The following is a 15,762-nucleotide window of genomic DNA, read 5'->3' on the forward strand; positions in this document are numbered from 1 at the left end:
TATGTAAAATACGGTTCATGTTTAATAAGATCAGACTTTATCTCTTCTTCTTACTATTTTTTATTGCTGCCGATGCCCGATCGCAGTTAATAAAAAACGCCGAACTGATCCGTATCTTCCAAACTAAAGACGAAGATTTGCAGGAAAAAGACCTGGTAAAATTTGTCCGATCGCGCTTTGAGAACATGCCGCTTAAAGGTTTCAAGGCAGATAGCGGGGAACTGGAAAGCCTGATGACGAAGTATGAGGTACCCAACCACGCGATACTAAGCCTTTTTATCCGATCCATCTATCTGCATCGTAACGGAAAGATCAAAGCGTCAATAAACACCGTAGGGCAGGCCATTGATGAGGCTGCCAAAATTGATGATCATTTTTTGCTGTACACTTTTTTTAGTCGGCTGGCTTTTATACAGGCCGGGATGGGTAGCAATATTGAAGCGGTATCCAGTTTCCGGATGGCTAATAAAGAAGCTATTTTATTGGATGAACCTCACTTACAGGTTACAATTGATATCAACATATCCGACATTTATTATAAAAATAGCTTTTACAGCCAATCCTTATTTTACCTGGAAGAGGCGCAAAATATGCTAAACCACACCCAACTGGCCGAGCAACAGCGCCTGCAAAATGTGGTGTATATTAACAAAGCCGAAAACTTTTTCAGGATGAAGAATCTTGATTCGTTGAAGAAGTATAACCTGGTATTGCACGGAGTTAAGGATGGTACTTACCGGATAGCGATGTTTCGTAGTCGTACAGATTATTACCTGGCTATTTTGCAGCACGATTATAAGGGTGCCATTAATCAGATATTAACGTTAAGGAAGGACACCACCTACAAGTTTGATGTGAAGGACTGGCAAAGCCTGGCAAAATCATACTATCATGCGGGCAGGGCCGATTCGGCAAAAAAAGTGATCAATATGCTTTTGTTACGTGCCGAGGTTAAACATCACCCCGAAATAACTACGCACCTATACGAGTTACTGGGGAAAATAGCCGAGCAGGAGGGCGACAAAGCCCTGGCAGCCGACCATTTTAAAACCGCATTGCAGCACGCTACTGATCAAACAAACCGCCTTACCCAAATGGGCAACATTTCATCGCAAATAAAAATTGATGAGATGCAGGGGCAGTACGTTCAAAAAGAGCAAAATTACAAGCGCGAGCGGGTGTGGCTTATTTTTATCATCGTAATTGCCGTTTTATTTAGCGGTATGGTGTTTATGATATACCGTAACAGCAGGCAGAAACAGTATTATGAAAAATTGCTTTTTGATACCAAGCGCGAAGAACTATCTTTCATCAACTCGCATGAAGTGCGTAAACACCTATCCAACATATTAGGCCTGATCAATATTGTAAAGCACAGCGATAACAAACAGCAATCATACCAGGAGATCGAAGATTACCTGTTAGATTCGAGCGAATGCCTTGACAGATCCATCAAAAGCATTTCTAAAAAGCTGGACGATTAATCTGCCGAATTAACAAAGCTGTTTAGCGTGATCAAATTGTTCAATGCATCGCCAGCGGTATTGTTAAAGTAAACATAAACGGTTTTCCCATCTTGCTGCCACTCTTTGATATAGAGTGCGTATTCGTATAAAACATCATCCTCGTAACCGCCGCGGTATTTGCCGCCCGGGCCATGGAAGCGTACGTACACTACATCATCACTTATTGGTTGTAGTGGAGAGACAGATGCCGGCATATCATGCAGCACAAAGCTTGAATTGTATCTCTCCAGCAATTCATAAACATTATCCTGGTACCATGATGGGTGCCTGAATTCGACCACCGTCTTCCATTGGTCGTCAATATTTTTTATGGTTGATAACAGGTTTTCCAGTTGCACAGCGCCGGCCACCGTAGTACTTGGCGGAAACTGAACCAGCAAGCAACCTTTATGATCGCCGGCATGATTAATAGCTTCCATAAATTGTTTTACATGGAAGGCATCAAACGATAGTGATCTGTTATGGGTAACTTCTTTCCAAAGCTTGTAGGTGAATTTAAAACCCGGCGTAACTTCGGCGGCCCATTTGGCAACGGTGGCGGGTTTTGGTGTTTTGTAAAACGAGCTATTAATTTCAATACTGTTAAACAGCGTGGCATAATATGCTAAACGCGATTTGTCCTGATGCTCAGGCGGAAAATCGCGTTTAGGGATGGGCGTAAGCAGGCCGCTGGTGCCGGCAAACATAGTGGCCGTCATATTCAGCTCTTAACAGTTTGGTGCTTGCTTAGTATATAATCTATCAGCTCCTGTTTTTCGGCCATGCCTAGTATTTCGCAATCGCATATCCAGTCGCTGCCCTTAAGGGTTATGGTGCCTATGTAGTCGGGGTTCTGGTTGTCGGGCAGCCTGTCTTTTTGTTCGTCAATTTCTTTGGGCTCGGTAAACAAGGTGCTTTCGTCGCCAAAAGCATCTTTATAAACTTTGTACATGCCGGTATCTTTTAATTGTTCGTTACTAACCTTTTCCAGTATAGGTTCAATAATTACGCGCCTTGCGGTGCCATCGGCCTGGGTTAGGCTAATTTGTGCCGGATTTATCATAATTAAATTTTTTATCTTTAACCAACAACCCTAAGCAGTAGGATTTTGTTTGCCGGTTAAAGATTTGATAACAATAGTGAATAATATGAAAAAGGTACTTGTAATGCTTGTGTTGATAGCAGCTTCGGTAGGTGCATTTGCGCAGGATATTAAAGGAAACTATGCCATAAAAAATGTGCAAACAGGCATGTTGTTGCGGGTGAAAGATGCACGTTCGCAAAACGGAACACCGCTGGTTGCATACTATCCTGAAAACTGGAAATGCATGACCTGGAATTTTAAAAATACCGGTACCAACACCTATCAACTACAAAATTTGCTGACGCGAAAAACCTTTCAACCCATTGCCGATATTGCCGACCAGGTAGCCTTTGAAGAACAACCTTTGGTGGATAATGATGCCAGGCAACAATACGAATTTATCAAAGTAAAAAAGGATACCTACCTCATCAAACTAAAAGGTACCGAGCTATACATAACGCCCGCAGACGAGAAAGGTGCCGTAAACTCGGCCATAATCATGGCCAAAAAATCAAACTCGCAGGCCCAGTTGTGGACTATCTATGAACAGGCGCCAACTATATAAATAATATACGGGGCTGACAAAAGTTTTCGCGCAGATGTATAACTTCGCTTCGCATTTTACAATGGAGGATACACAGAGGGTATGTTTACAGGTATTATAGAAACACTGGGTAAAATAACTAATCTACAGCAGGAGCAAGGCAACCTGCATATTACGGTCGCGTCGGCTATTTCAAACGATTTAAAGATAGATCAATCCGTAGCGCATAATGGTGTTTGCCTTACCGTGGTTGCTGTTGCCGATGGTACGCACACCGTAACCGCCATTGAAGAAACCCTGAACAAAACCAGCCTCGGCCACTTAAAAACCGGTGAACCTGTTAACCTGGAACGCTGCATGCAAATGAACGCCCGCCTCGATGGCCACATAGTACAAGGCCACGTAGACCAAACAGCCACCTGCACCGCATTTAAAGCGCTTGAGGGTAGTTGGGAGTATACATTTGAATACGATGCCGCTCAAGGCAATGTGACGGTTGAGAAGGGCTCTATTTGCGTTAACGGGATCAGCCTTACCGTGGTTAACTCGCAAGCCAATAGCTTTTCGGTGGCTATCATACCTTATACTTATGAGCATACTAACCTGCATAATGTGCGGGAGGGGAGTGTGGTTAATTTGGAATTTGATATTATTGGCAAATACGTTGCGAGGTTGATGCAGCGGTAACGGCCAGAACCAGACTTACTTCCCGCTCAAAATCTCCACCCGGCTTTCGGCATAAGCTATGTAGTCCTTCTGCTTTTCGGCGTTTGGTTTTCCTGCCAGGTATTTCATGAAGTATTTCAGGGCGTTCTTTCTATCTTTTAGCTTGGTTTCGTAAAGGTTGGCCAGGTAGTAATAAGCCAGCGGACTCTCATCATATAATAACCCCTTTTCATACTTCACTTTGGCTGTTTTAAACTGGCGGAGTGTTTCATAGCTGTCAGCCATTTCATTATAGTAGGTGCCTGTATTAGCCGAAACACTAAGTTTAACGGCATGCTCAAACTCAACTATTGCATTTTTATGATCTTTAAGTTGCTTATAGCACACGGCGGCCAGGTAGGCCGTCGTTTCGTTTTGGGCTATTTCGGGTAGGGCAGTTAGTATGTTTACGCCGCATTTGTAATTTTTGGTTTGATAATAGGCCCGGCCCAGTTTGGCTACTGTTGAGGTGGAGCTATCGCCCAGTATCAGCAATTGCTCGCCGGTAGTGATAGTTTGGGGCCATTGGCTTTGGGCGTAGCTGAGTTTCAGTAAGCTTTGTTGTAATACGATGTTTTCAGCGTCGGCAGCTATGGCTTGCTTTAAGGTCCTTTCGGCTACCGCGAATTGCTTCAGGTTAATGTACAGGTTACTCAAATCGGCAGCCACATCACCATCGGTAGGGTTTAATTTGTTAGCTTTTTGCAGAAAGTATAATTGGCCGGTCAGGTCGCCTTTATCATGGCTCAACTGCGCCAGGTTATCATAAACGCTGAAGTTGGTGGTATCTATCTGGGATATTTTACGGTAATAGATCTCGGCTTTGGCATTGTTGCCGCGGCGCTTGTTAATGCCTGCTAAATTGAACAGTACTGCCTTGTTTGCTGTATCTGTTGCCAATATACGCTGATAAAAGCCTTCGGCCTCGGGCAGCTTACCACTCATGGACGCGGTGTAAGCTAGGTTAGCCAATTCTTTTTTATCAGTAACCGGTTCGGTGTAAATGCCCTTTAAATAGCTAAATGCCTCGGCAAAACGTTGATTTTGATAGTGATCAAGCAATAAAGCGTCATCGGCTTTGCGGGCTTGTTGTGCTAACGCGACAGGCATCGCGACAGCAAAAAATAAGAGGGCAGATAGGATAGATTTCATATAACTAAATTATTAGTTATTCTTGATATTTCCAAATCGGAACGGTTTTTGGTTAAGGTAGGGTACATCTATTTATTAATTTAAAAAATATCACGATGGATACTTTGAAAAAATTCGGACTAATGGAAAAGATAGTCCACGAACTGGAAGACTTGAAAAACAGCCAACAGGCCATAGTACAAAAACTGACTAAAATAGAAGTTGATAACATGGACCTGGGCGATAAAAGACTGGAAAAAGTTTTACCCGATATGCACCAACGCGTAGCGGATAACCTGGATTCGATAGCGGGATTGCTTGAAGATTTCGCTAGCCAAACAGATACCTTCAGCAACAAAAACAACGTAGCCGCCCTGAAAGAACAGGAAGCTATTAATAGTATTTAAAAAGAAAAGGCCCCGAATATCGGGGCCTTTATTGTTATTTTTTGTTGGCTTTTTCAAAGTCTTTATTGTATTGCTTTATAGCCTCGTAATACCTTTTTTGCCTGATTAGCGCTAAAACATATTCGTTGCGACCTACCATAGGTGTTAAGTTCGCTTCGTTAATTTCAACTATGGGACCATTGTCTAATTGAACAGCCCGAATTGTTTCCGGAACTAAACTTGAGTTGTTTTTGTCGCGGATGCTGAGAAATGAATATGCTTTTATTTTACCTTCAACACTCTGAAATAACCAACAACTATCTGCAGGTATTCCAACTATTTCTATTTTTTCTATCACCTCATAATTTCTATTTAATTGTATGCGCGATATCTTTAAAGTTTCATTGGCATAAATTTTTCGTTCCCGGCGGGCGTCGTTTTTCGGGTATTGTTTATCTATCAGTAATAAATAAATTTTCTTGCTTACTTCATCAAAAAAAAGCTTTGATGGAACTTCAACTTTACTACTGTCTTTAAAAAAAACGGTGAAGTCTTGTTTATAGTTTTTGTCGGATTTAATACCAAATTCCATGTCTTTCATCCTGGAATGGTCTCTTAAATCAAATCCTATAATTGGCGTAACAGAAATTTGAGCAGCGACCCGATGAGCTGGGAGAAAAAAAATTGGAAGTAATAAAGCTTTGAAAAAGCAGCGAAAATTCATGATTAGTGTTTCGTGGATCAAAAATAATTAAACATTCTTTATTCTATACTCTTCCCCTTCATCGCATGGCTTATCGCCGTATCCATTAAACGCTCGGCAAACGGACGGGTATATTCGTTCAATTCGTCAATAGCTTTATGGATCTGGTCTTTGTCGCCTGTAGTTAACAACGATCTGAGGTTTTCTATCAATCGAAGTGTTTCCACTTTTTCATCATCAAACACATGCGTGCCGTTCTTCTCCAGGAAACGTTCAACGGTGTAAATCATTTGCTCACCTTCAGTGCGGGCCTCAATCACCATGCGTTGGGCCACATCGTCTTTAGCGTGGGTAATACTGTCCATCAGCATTTGCTCAACCTGGTCGTCGGTAATGCCGTAGGTTGGGGTAACCTCAACCTCCTGCTTAACACCTGATCGCAGTTCAATAGCCTGGATCTTTAAAATACCATCAGCGTTCAGCAAAAAGTTAATATCAACCTTCGGGAAACCTGCCGGCATAGCGGGTATGCCTTTTAGTTCAAATTCAGCAAGCTTGCGGTTTTCCTTGATCAGATCGCGCTCGCCCTGGTAAACGGCAATTTTCATGTTTACCTGGCCATCTTTTGATGTGGTGTACTGGCGGCCCGCTTTAGTTGGTACTTTGCTGTTACGCGGGATGATCACATCCATTAAACCACCCATGGTCTCAATACCCAGGGATAGCGGCGTAACATCCAGCAATAAAATATCTTTACGGTTGCCGGCCAAAATATCGGCCTGTATGGCAGCGCCAAGGGCAACAACTTCATCCGGGTTTACATTATCATGTACGGGGCGCTTAAAAAACTCGGCCACCATTTTTTTAACCAGTGCGGTACGGGTCGATCCGCCTACCATAACTACCTCATCAATTTGGTCTACGCTTAATTTGGCATCTTTAAGCGCATTTTCGCAGGCTTTAATAGTTTGCTGTACTTTTGGTAGTATCAGGCCTTCAAATATCTGCTTATCTAAAGTGCACCATATTTCACCTATCTTTTCATTAAAAATGCTTTGGTGCGATAGAGCCTTTTTAGCTTCTTCGGCTTTTAAACGCAGCTGTTGCGATAGTTCATTATTGGCTGCCAGTTCGGCTTTATTTAACTGGTTTTTCTCCACCCAGTAATCAACTATAGCGCGGTCAAAATCATCGCCACCTAAAAAGGTGTCGCCATTGGTTGATAGTACCTCGAATATGCCATTCTGTATTTGCAGGATAGATACATCAAACGTACCGCCGCCCAGATCGTAAACGGCTATGGTTTTAGTTTCTTCCGGGTTTAAGCCAATGCCGTAAGCCAAGCTCGCTGCCGTTGGTTCGTTAACAATACGCAACACATCCAGCCCGGCCAGTTTACCGGCATCGCGCGTAGCCTGGCGCTGCGAATCGTTAAAATAAGCGGGCACCGTAATAACCGCGCGGTTAACCGGGGTTTTTAAAGCGTGCTCGGCACGGGCTTTCAGTTCTTTTAATATCAGGCCCGAAAGCTCAATAGGCGTGTAGTATTTATCGCCCACTTTAATTTTTACCAGGCTCTCGCTATCGTCATCGATAACTTTGTATGAAAAAAAGTCTTTATAATTTTCAATGTCTTTATATGACCGGCCCAGTAATCGTTTAACCGAAAATATAGTATTGTGTGGATCGGTAGTCAGATACTCGCGCGCCTCATTGCCTACGGTAACTTCGCCTGCGGCACCAAAATGCACGATGGACGGCACCAAAACACCTTTGCCGGTATCGTTTATTACCTGCGGGTTTTTATCCGGGTTGATAAATGCTACCAGCGAATTGGTAGTACCCAGGTCAATACCTACTATAATCTCTTCTTTTTGTATAGATCCTGTTGCCAGGTTTATAGAAACTTTAGCCATTGCTTATTTATAACAAGTGGCAAATGTAGCTAGTTTTAGGTGATGGTATGTCATGTTATTGTGAATTGGGCTTTTAGCTTGCGTATTTTTTTGCAAATTGCAATACAATTGTAACGCATGTTAAAATACCCCTTTGCTATTATTTTTAAGTCGGGCGCTGTAGCTCTGGCATTAATTGGCTGTATAAATTCGGCAAATGCGCAGCAGTTTGGCGGCAATCCGCCATCGGTTAAGTGGCAGCAGGTAAATACGCCTACTACCAAAGTTATATTTTCGCAGGGGTTGGATTCAAGCGCCTTCCGCGTAGCGGAAATTATTGAGAAGATAAACGCCATTACACTGCCAACGCTAGGCAACAAGCAAAAAAAGATAAGCGTATTGCTGCACGGGCAAACCACTATATCAAACGCTTATGTGGGTTTGGCGCCGTTCCGTAGCGAGTTTTATTTAACACCCGAGCAAAATAGCTTTGAAATAGGTAGCCTGCCCTGGGCCGACCAATTGGCCATACACGAATTCAGGCATGTACAACAGTATAACAATTTCAGGGTAGGTGCTTCCAAAGCGTTAAGCGTATTATTTGGACAAGGCGGCCAGGCCATTGCCAATAATATTGCCATACCCGACTGGTTTTTTGAGGGCGATGCCGTTTTTAACGAAACCCTGGTAAGCCAGCAAGGCCGTGGCCGTATGCCTTATTTTTACAACGGCTACCGCGCCTTATGGAACGCCGGTAAAGATTACAGCTGGATGAAACTGCGCAATGGCTCGCTACGCGATTTTATACCCAACTGGTACCCTATGGGCTATATGATGGTAGCTTACGGGCGTGAAAAATATGGTGATGATTTTTGGGGTAAGGTTACTCATGACGCGGCATCATACAAAGGTTTGTTTTACCCTATGCAGAAGGCTGTTAAGCAATATTCTGGCGCTGATTTTCCCCATTTCAGAACAGATGCTTTTAACCACTTTAAACAACAATATAAAGCAGATAAACAAACTACCAACTTTAAAAGCAACCAGCATTTTATAGCCAATATTGAATACCCGGCTTTTGTGGACGATAGCACATTGGTGTATATGAAAACCACTTATGATAAGCTGCCGCAATTTGTACTGGCCAGGGGCGATCAAGAAAGCAAGATAAGTGTACGTTCACGCTCGCTTGATAATTATTTTGATTACCGCAATGGCAAAATAGTGTATGCCGCTTATAATCCTAACGTACGCTGGGGTTTCCGCGATTACAGCGAGTTACGGGTGTTGGATATTAATACCGGGCACGAGGAGCGTTTAACACAGCATACCAAATATTTTTCGCCTGCTTTTAGTGCCGATGGAAGCCGTATTGTGGTGGTGCAGGTAAACGCAGGCAAAAGCCAGTTGCATGTTATGAATGCCGAAAGCGGCAAGGTGCAGGTGCAAATACCAAATACGCAAAACCTTTTCTTTACTTATCCAAAGTTTTATAACGACACACAGATCATTTCGCCGGTGCGTAATGCCGATGGTAAAATGACGGTAGCGCTTATAACCATCAGCACAGGCGAGGTTAAATACCTATTGCCTTTCTCATCGCAGCTAATTGGTTTCCCAACCTTGCGGGGCGATATGCTGTATTTTTCAGCAACAACGGGTATAAATGATAAACTATTTGCCCTAAGCATAAGTAGTGTGAAACTTTACGAGATAGACCGGGACGTAAATTCGCTTAACCGTTACCAGCCAACCGCTACCGAAACGCAGCTGGCCTGGGTTGAGTTTACCGCTTACGGCTACCGTTTAAATAAGGCTGACAGAAGCTCGCTACATTTTGCAAGATTACTTGATGAACTACCGGGCCAGTTGCCTGGGTTTGGTATTACAGCCTTAACAAAGGATAAATTAAGTAACCTAACCAATACAACTAAAACCCAGTCCTTACCGGTTACCAAATACAATAAAGCCTACCAGTTGCTCAATTTTCATAGCCTGGTGCCCGAGCTGAGCGACCCTAATTATTCATTGTCACTTGTAGGCGAAAACGTATTAAACACTTTTCAATCGCAAATAACCTTTAATTATAACCGTGACGAAGGTTATAAGCAATTTGGTGCAGCTGCAATTTACGGCGCGCTATACCCGTACGTAAGGGTAGGAGGTGATTATACGTTGGACCGGCGAGGATATTACAACGGCAGCCATGTTTATTATGACGAAACCGATGTACATGCCGGCTTAGTGGTGCCTTTTAATTTAAGCAATGGTAAAAGCATACGCGGTTTAAATATTGGTAGCGATGTTTATTACTCGCAAAACGTAATGCAGGCCGCCTATGCAAAGTTAAATTTGGATAGGTCCTATACTTATCTTAATAGCTACATAAGTTTTAGCAACAGCATCCAGCAGGCTAAAAAGAATATTTTCCCGCGCTTTGGTCAAAGCCTGGCTGTTAATTACAAAAACACTATTGGCGGCTCTTCAGCAAACCAGTTATTAATATCGGGTTCGCTATTTTTGCCGGGTATTTTTACTAATCATAACCTGGTTATAAGCGGGGCTCACCAGGAAAAGGATAACAATAACGCCATCAATTTTTCCAATAACTTCCCGTTTTCACGAGGCTACACAGCAGAAAACCTGCGTACTCTGGATAAAGTTGGCGTAAACTACCACTTCCCAATAGCTTATCCTGACGCAGGCGTTGCCAATACGCTTTACTTTTTACGCATCCGCGGAAACCTGTATTATGACTATACCCATGTAACCGATACCTACACCAACGGCCTGCCTTTTCGCGCCGATTTCCGCTCGGCAGGTGCCGAAGTTTATTTTGATACGAAGTGGTTTAACCAGCAACCATTAACTTTTGGTGTGCGATATAGCTATTTGTTAGATCGGGATTTCTTTAACCCGGGTAGCAGCGGCCATCATAGGGTGGAGGTAATTTTGCCGGTGAGCTTTTTTTAAGGAGTGGATGAGTGGATAATTGAATGAGTGAGTATTGATAGTGTGGTAGTTATCTCTTGTTCGATTTTGCGATGATGGCTAATCAGGTTTTTCTTGATCAGCAATATACATAGGTTTAACAATACCACTAAAGCATCCGGTGCATATCACCAACGCTGAGTTCCGTTTGGTAATATGATCTACCAGCTTCCTATCCGCCAGACTTACCTTAAATTTCTGTTTTTCAAGCATTTCAAATCCGGCCTTTCCGAACGCCTGTTCTTCGCAGCTAAAACTTTGAAGCAACTCCCTTAGCGCTTTAGTGTTTTTATTTCTAACCAAACGTTCTACGTATTTACCATTATCTGTTTTTGACATGCTCTCGCCGCACTGAAAAGCAAAATCTTCATCAAATTGCAAGTCTTTTATCAGATCTTTTATAGTTTTCTTCGAGCCGTAAAAATTGTTTCGGACCTGAATAAATTCTATCGCTAAGGTTGTGTCTACTTTTGGATGCCTGTTTTTATTACTTTGACCATAGAGCCCTATATCATCTTTAGCTACTGATACTGAGCTTACAGCAACAATGCTGTTTTTTACCAAAAGATCGACAGTATAGCGGAAACCATTTAAAATAACCTTTATTCTGCGATGTTTGTAAGCGAAATCAACATCCCTGTCAAAAAGGATCTCTACACTACTATTATGAGGTTGCCGGGTTTGCTTTAGGCTGTCAAGACTCTTAAATAATGCTGATGCTGTTTTTTGCCTGGTAGAGATATCTTGAATTTTGTCAAAATACATTTTGGCCTGTCCAAAACAGTTTACCGAGATGAACATCAATGTGATCCCCAATGTGGCGCGTAAATACATATTGAAGCCTTAATGAGTTGTTTCGTTTGCTTTTGCAATAATTTTTCGCACGCGGTCTACGCTGGTTACATCTACAGCATACTCGTTGCCATGATTGCCCATCAGGATATGATCATTAACATATTTCATCTGGCTTTTTACCCGTGCCTGTGCAGATCCATGGATCTCGGTAGCGCCGGTGAAGAGCACCAGGTCGCCGGCATTAATTTCGGTAACGCCGCTGCCAGGCATAATAATAATGCGACCGGCAGCCTGTTTTACCAGGTCGGCAATATGACGGGCACCTTCCAGCGCGGTACTTTTGCCGCCCGAGGTTAGGATACGATCATAGCCCATCGCAATTATTTCTTCCAAAGCCTGCGATTGATCTACACACATATCAAAAGCACGATGGAACGTTGCGCTGAGGCCGGCAGCTTTAGCTAATTTAAGCAACTGTGTGCTGCGCGCTATATCAACGGTGCCATCGGCTTTGAGTACGCCCGTTACAATGCCATCAGCGCCTTTATCTATGCAATATTGGATATCCGCCATCATGGTTTCAAACTCCACATCGCTGTACAAAAAATCAGCCCCGCGTGGGCGTATAAGCACAAATAGCTGGATATGCAGCAGCCTACGTGCCACCGTAATTTGTCCGGGCGATGGGGTAGTGCCGCCTTCTATTAGGTTATCGCAAAGTTCCACCCTTACCGCGCCACCTTCCTGGGCAGCAAGTGCAGATGTTATTGAGTTTGCGCAAACTTCAAATGATATTGCGTTCGTCATTAGTAATGGCTTTTACCGTCTATCAGCAGATCCTGTTTTTGCGTGTCGCACACGGCATAGCTGAAGCCTTTTTGTATGGCGTAGGCACCGTATTCGCCTTTTTTGTTGATGGCCAGGAAGCCCACCTGTAGGTTTTTCGCTGCCTCGGGTTTCTTTTTGATGATACGGTTTACGGCTTCTTTGCAGGCATTTTCAGGCGTATATCCCTGGCGCATCAATTCAACCACTAAAAAGCTGCCTACGTTGCGGATAACTTCCTCGCCAACACCCGTTGAGGTGGCGCCACCTACTTCATTATCTACATATAAGCCCGCACCTATGATAGGGCTATCGCCCACCCGGCCATGCATTTTAAAGGCCATCCCACTGGTGGTACAAGCGCCGGATATATTGCCGCTGGCATCGATAGCCAGCATGCCTATGGTATCATGATTATACTTATCGCCGGGCTTTTGGTTTTCGATGTTCATCACCGGACTATACTTTTTGGTTTTGAGCCACTCTTTCCAGGCTTTTTCAGATTCAGGGGTGAGCAGGTTGTCTTTTTTGAAACCCTGTTCAAGCGCGAATTGGTAGGCGCCTTCGCCAACCAGCATTACGTGTGGAGTTTTATCCATCACCAATCGGGCTACCGATATGGCATGCTCTATATGCTCCAACCCGGCTACCGAACCGCAGTTACCGAACTCATCCATTATACAGGCATCAAGGGTAACATGGCCGTCGCGGTCGGGATAGCCGCCTTTCCCTACGGTGGTGATCTTTAAATCAGACTCGGGAATTTTAACGCCGGCTTCTACCGCGTCCACCGCTCTGCCGCCTTTTTCCAGGATCTTCCAGGCTTCTTTATTGGCCGGGATACCAAAATCCCAGGTGGAAATAACGATAGGTTTTGTGGCCACGTTGGCCTTTATAGCGGCCTTACCAAGCGCCGTGCCCGAAAGCGCGGCCACAGAGGCGGTTACTGATGATAGTTTGATAAATTTACGACGATTATACATAGCTGCAATATAGTGAAATTTATACTCGGCCTATTCAAAATCCTGCTGGCAGCTGAGGCAGTGCCAGGCGGTGGCCCGGGCTATAGGGTTACGTTCCACATCATTTGAATGGCAATGCGGGCAGGTGGTCTCTGCATCGCTCATGGCGGTTTCGTCCAGGTCGAAATTCTGATCTAATATTTCGCGGCATTTTTCCAGATCGTGCTCAAACACTTTTATTTTTATACCACCTACTGCCTGGTTGTAAAATGGGTTGGCATCCAATATATTATTGTCGGCTATAAAGCATGATATGCCGGCGGCTTGCAGATGTGATAACGTAATCTGCGCTTGCAACGGGTCGTAAAACGACTGCAGGGTGATGATCTTGTCTTCCATATATAAATGATAAATTGTTATGCTAAGGTACTTAGTTTTTTACTAATTTGCCTACATGAACCGCATCGACCGCATATCAGCCATTTTAATTCAACTGCAATCGCGCAGGGTGGTGAAGGCCGCTGATATTGCCGAACGGTTTAACATCAGTCTGCGTACCGTTTACAGGGATGTAAAGACTTTGGAAGAGGCCGGCATCCCCATTATTGGCGAAGCGGGGGTGGGCTACTCCATTATGGATGGTTACCGACTACCGCCGGTTATGTTCACCAAAGAGGAGGCTACTGCTTTTTTGACCGCAGAGAAGTTCATAGAGAACCTTACCGATGCCTCAACATCTACCCACTACCGATCGGCGATGTACAAGGTGAGGGCCATTTTGAAGAGTACCGAAAAGGAACTGTTGGAGGGTATGGACAACCGCATCGAGGTTTTGAAAGGCATACGACCTGAACACGCAGGCTCCAACGACCACATACAAACTATACTGCATAGTATATCACAGAAACGCCTGCTGGCCATTGCCTACTTTGCACAGCATAGCCAGGAACATACCAAGCGTTATGTTGAGCCCGTGGGCATATTTTACCTGTCGGGATACTGGCATTTGATAGGCTATTGCAGGCTGCGGGATGATTACCGTGATTTCAGGATCGACCGCATTAAGAGCCTGACCGTTACCGACGATACCTTTGATGCCGACCATCCAACCCTGAAAGAATACATTGCCAAAACCGCGCAGGAAAAACAAATGTTCACCGTGGTGATCAAGGTGGCCAGGCGCGAGCATCCGCACCTTGAACACCAGAAATACTACAGCGGCTTTGTTTCGGAAGTGGAGGTGGATGGCTGCATGCAGATGACTTTTTTAACCACCTCACTCGAAGGCTTCGCGCGCTGGTTTATGATGTTTGGCGATGCTGCCGAAATACTCGAACCCGAAATTTTGAAAGACCGCGTAAGGGCCATCACCGAAGCCATCATGCTCAAGCTTGGCATGCCGGTTTTGGCCTGAAATGTCAACGCAATCATGCGGCGCAGTGTAGCGCTGTATGCGTAGCACGCTACAGTGCTACACCTGGTGTAGCAGGCTACAGCGCTATTTTTCAGGTGATTGTATTTTTTGGTGGCGCTGTTTTGTCAGTACGGGCGCTACAGCGTTTTTTGTCACTGTAGAGACGCAATATTTTGAGTCTCCTGTACTCGCACGTCAGATGATCGGCACGTGTCGGGTCGCCTTTGCTTTCGGTTCAGAGACGCAAGATATTGCGTCTTTACATTATTTTCGTTTCCCTGCTGACATACCCTTGTCACAAACCTTTAGTTTTTTTGAAACAGAACAAATCAATCATCTGTTAAACTAAACATAAAGCAAGCACCAAAATGGAAAATCTGACACTGAAAACATCATTAACCATAAACGCCCCGGCCCAAAAAGTTTGGAAAGCATTAACCGATCCGGATATTATTAAACAGTACTTTTTTGGTACCAACCAACAATCCGACTGGAAAGTAGGCAGCCCCATTACATGGACAGGTGAATGGGAAGGAAAAAAATATCAGGATAAAGGTGAAATACTGGAAATTACCCCCGGCACCTACGTTAAGTACAGCTATTGGAGCAGCATGGGCGGCACCGAAGATCAGCCGCAAAACTACCAGAACGTTAGCTATAATTTAACGGAGAACGACGGCGTTACTACCTTTGAAATTACCCAGGAAAATATTAAAGACGAAGCCGCTAAAGCACATTCAGAACAAAACTGGCAAGCTATTTTTGGAAAGATGAAGGAAATGGTGGAAGCGGGGGAGGTTTAAAACGTTTTTGTCATTTCGA

16 protein-coding genes are annotated in these 15,762 nt (G+C 44.0%); 7 read left to right on the forward strand and 9 right to left on the reverse strand.

Annotated features, from left to right (window positions below; translation table 11 throughout):
- Positions 1–17 precede the first annotated feature (17 nt).
- On the forward strand, positions 18–1,484 hold the full coding sequence (locus tag AC59JT_RS05750; protein ID WP_497396674.1) for a tetratricopeptide repeat protein: 1,467 nt from the start codon (positions 18–20) through the stop codon (positions 1,482–1,484).
- Here AC59JT_RS05750 and AC59JT_RS05755 read toward each other — a convergent pair.
- Together AC59JT_RS05755 and AC59JT_RS05760 are read right to left on the reverse strand one after the other, a co-directional pair.
- Positions 1,481–2,224: a DUF72 domain-containing protein gene (locus AC59JT_RS05755; protein WP_497396676.1), complete on the reverse strand. Its 744-nt coding sequence runs from the start codon at positions 2,222–2,224 to the stop codon at positions 1,481–1,483. The genes AC59JT_RS05750 and AC59JT_RS05755 overlap by 4 nt on opposite strands.
- 2 nt (positions 2,225–2,226) lie before the next feature.
- Entirely contained in the window at positions 2,227–2,568 is a 342-nt protein-coding gene (locus AC59JT_RS05760) for a hypothetical protein (protein ID WP_497396678.1), read from the reverse strand.
- Between the two features lie 85 nt (positions 2,569–2,653).
- Here AC59JT_RS05760 and AC59JT_RS05765 point away from each other — a divergent pair, with 85 nt between their 5' ends.
- Both AC59JT_RS05765 and AC59JT_RS05770 read left to right on the forward strand, forming a co-directional pair.
- A complete protein-coding gene (locus tag AC59JT_RS05765) occupies positions 2,654–3,154 on the forward strand; it encodes an RICIN domain-containing protein (RefSeq protein ID WP_497396680.1) in 501 nt (166 codons plus the stop codon).
- 81 nt (positions 3,155–3,235) lie between these two features.
- Positions 3,236–3,820, forward strand: a complete 585-nt coding sequence (locus AC59JT_RS05770; protein WP_497396682.1) for a riboflavin synthase — start codon at positions 3,236–3,238, stop codon at positions 3,818–3,820.
- A gap of 15 nt (positions 3,821–3,835) precedes the next feature.
- On the opposite strand, the gene AC59JT_RS05775 is transcribed toward AC59JT_RS05770, so the two are convergent.
- The gene (locus AC59JT_RS05775; protein ID WP_497396684.1) at positions 3,836–4,990 is read right to left on the reverse strand and encodes a tetratricopeptide repeat protein; all 1,155 of its coding nucleotides are present in this window, start codon (positions 4,988–4,990) and stop codon (positions 3,836–3,838) included.
- A 95-nt stretch (positions 4,991–5,085) separates the two neighbouring features.
- Here AC59JT_RS05775 and AC59JT_RS05780 point away from each other — a divergent pair, with 95 nt between their 5' ends.
- A complete protein-coding gene (locus AC59JT_RS05780; RefSeq protein ID WP_497396686.1) occupies positions 5,086–5,376 on the forward strand; it encodes a hypothetical protein in 291 nt (96 codons plus the stop codon).
- A gap of 34 nt (positions 5,377–5,410) precedes the next feature.
- Here the strand turns inward: AC59JT_RS05780 and AC59JT_RS05785 are convergent, their stop codons facing one another.
- Both AC59JT_RS05785 and hscA read right to left on the reverse strand, forming a co-directional pair.
- The gene (locus tag AC59JT_RS05785) at positions 5,411–6,079 is read right to left on the reverse strand and encodes a hypothetical protein (protein ID WP_497396688.1); all 669 of its coding nucleotides are present in this window, start codon (positions 6,077–6,079) and stop codon (positions 5,411–5,413) included.
- 38 nt (positions 6,080–6,117) lie between these two features.
- Positions 6,118–7,974 carry a Fe-S protein assembly chaperone HscA gene (gene hscA / locus AC59JT_RS05790; RefSeq protein WP_497396690.1) on the reverse strand — a complete coding sequence of 619 codons (1,857 nt, stop codon included), beginning with the start codon at positions 7,972–7,974 and terminating at the stop codon, positions 6,118–6,120.
- 117 nt (positions 7,975–8,091) lie between these two features.
- On the opposite strand from hscA, the gene AC59JT_RS05795 reads away from it, so the two are divergent.
- On the forward strand, positions 8,092–10,926 hold the full coding sequence (locus AC59JT_RS05795; protein WP_497396693.1) for a TolB family protein: 2,835 nt from the start codon (positions 8,092–8,094) through the stop codon (positions 10,924–10,926).
- Between the two features lie 78 nt (positions 10,927–11,004).
- On the opposite strand, the gene AC59JT_RS05800 is transcribed toward AC59JT_RS05795, so the two are convergent.
- From AC59JT_RS05800 to AC59JT_RS05815, 4 genes are read right to left on the reverse strand one after another with little or no spacing between them, the layout of a single operon-like run.
- On the reverse strand, positions 11,005–11,778 hold the full coding sequence (locus AC59JT_RS05800) for a hypothetical protein (RefSeq protein WP_497396695.1): 774 nt from the start codon (positions 11,776–11,778) through the stop codon (positions 11,005–11,007).
- Between the two features lie 9 nt (positions 11,779–11,787).
- Complete coding sequence (locus tag AC59JT_RS05805; protein WP_497396697.1) at positions 11,788–12,546, reverse strand: copper homeostasis protein CutC; 759 nt, start codon at positions 12,544–12,546, stop codon at positions 11,788–11,790.
- The gene (locus AC59JT_RS05810) at positions 12,546–13,547 is read right to left on the reverse strand and encodes a glycosylasparaginase (protein WP_497396699.1); all 1,002 of its coding nucleotides are present in this window, start codon (positions 13,545–13,547) and stop codon (positions 12,546–12,548) included. Before AC59JT_RS05810 ends, AC59JT_RS05805 begins: the two co-directional genes overlap by 1 nt.
- A gap of 30 nt (positions 13,548–13,577) precedes the next feature.
- Positions 13,578–13,925, reverse strand: a complete 348-nt coding sequence (locus AC59JT_RS05815; RefSeq protein ID WP_497396701.1) for a putative signal transducing protein — start codon at positions 13,923–13,925, stop codon at positions 13,578–13,580.
- Between the two features lie 55 nt (positions 13,926–13,980).
- Between AC59JT_RS05815 and AC59JT_RS05820 the strand changes: the two genes are divergently transcribed.
- Together AC59JT_RS05820 and AC59JT_RS05825 are read left to right on the forward strand one after the other, a co-directional pair.
- A complete protein-coding gene (locus AC59JT_RS05820) occupies positions 13,981–14,940 on the forward strand; it encodes a helix-turn-helix transcriptional regulator (RefSeq protein WP_497396703.1) in 960 nt (319 codons plus the stop codon).
- A 368-nt stretch (positions 14,941–15,308) separates the two neighbouring features.
- A complete protein-coding gene (locus tag AC59JT_RS05825; protein ID WP_497396705.1) occupies positions 15,309–15,743 on the forward strand; it encodes an SRPBCC family protein in 435 nt (144 codons plus the stop codon).
- Positions 15,744–15,762: the final 19 nt, after the last annotated feature.

It is taken from the genome of Mucilaginibacter sp. A3364 (assembly GCF_059690715.1).

Excerpts from the sequence above, each read along its gene's own strand:
- AC59JT_RS05785 (WP_497396688.1), bottom strand. The coding sequence starts at position 6,079 with ATGAATTTTCGCTGCTTTTTCAAAGCTTTATTACTTCCAATTTTTTTT.
- AC59JT_RS05775 (WP_497396684.1), bottom strand. The coding sequence starts at position 4,990 with ATGAAATCTATCCTATCTGCCCTCTTATTTTTTGCTGTCGCGATGCCT.
- AC59JT_RS05795 (WP_497396693.1), top strand. The coding sequence starts at position 8,092 with ATGTTAAAATACCCCTTTGCTATTATTTTTAAGTCGGGCGCTGTAGCT.
- AC59JT_RS05750 (WP_497396674.1), top strand. The coding sequence starts at position 18 with ATGTTTAATAAGATCAGACTTTATCTCTTCTTCTTACTATTTTTTATT.
- AC59JT_RS05770 (WP_497396682.1), top strand. The coding sequence starts at position 3,236 with ATGTTTACAGGTATTATAGAAACACTGGGTAAAATAACTAATCTACAG.
- AC59JT_RS05755 (WP_497396676.1), bottom strand. The coding sequence starts at position 2,224 with ATGACGGCCACTATGTTTGCCGGCACCAGCGGCCTGCTTACGCCCATC.
- AC59JT_RS05820 (WP_497396703.1), top strand. The coding sequence starts at position 13,981 with ATGAACCGCATCGACCGCATATCAGCCATTTTAATTCAACTGCAATCG.
- AC59JT_RS05800 (WP_497396695.1), bottom strand. The coding sequence starts at position 11,778 with ATGTATTTACGCGCCACATTGGGGATCACATTGATGTTCATCTCGGTA.
- AC59JT_RS05805 (WP_497396697.1), bottom strand. The coding sequence starts at position 12,546 with ATGACGAACGCAATATCATTTGAAGTTTGCGCAAACTCAATAACATCT.
- AC59JT_RS05780 (WP_497396686.1), top strand. The coding sequence starts at position 5,086 with ATGGATACTTTGAAAAAATTCGGACTAATGGAAAAGATAGTCCACGAA.
- AC59JT_RS05825 (WP_497396705.1), top strand. The coding sequence starts at position 15,309 with ATGGAAAATCTGACACTGAAAACATCATTAACCATAAACGCCCCGGCC.
- hscA (WP_497396690.1), bottom strand. The coding sequence starts at position 7,974 with ATGGCTAAAGTTTCTATAAACCTGGCAACAGGATCTATACAAAAAGAA.
- AC59JT_RS05810 (WP_497396699.1), bottom strand. The coding sequence starts at position 13,547 with ATGTATAATCGTCGTAAATTTATCAAACTATCATCAGTAACCGCCTCT.
- AC59JT_RS05765 (WP_497396680.1), top strand. The coding sequence starts at position 2,654 with ATGAAAAAGGTACTTGTAATGCTTGTGTTGATAGCAGCTTCGGTAGGT.
- AC59JT_RS05760 (WP_497396678.1), bottom strand. The coding sequence starts at position 2,568 with ATGATAAATCCGGCACAAATTAGCCTAACCCAGGCCGATGGCACCGCA.
- AC59JT_RS05815 (WP_497396701.1), bottom strand. The coding sequence starts at position 13,925 with ATGGAAGACAAGATCATCACCCTGCAGTCGTTTTACGACCCGTTGCAA.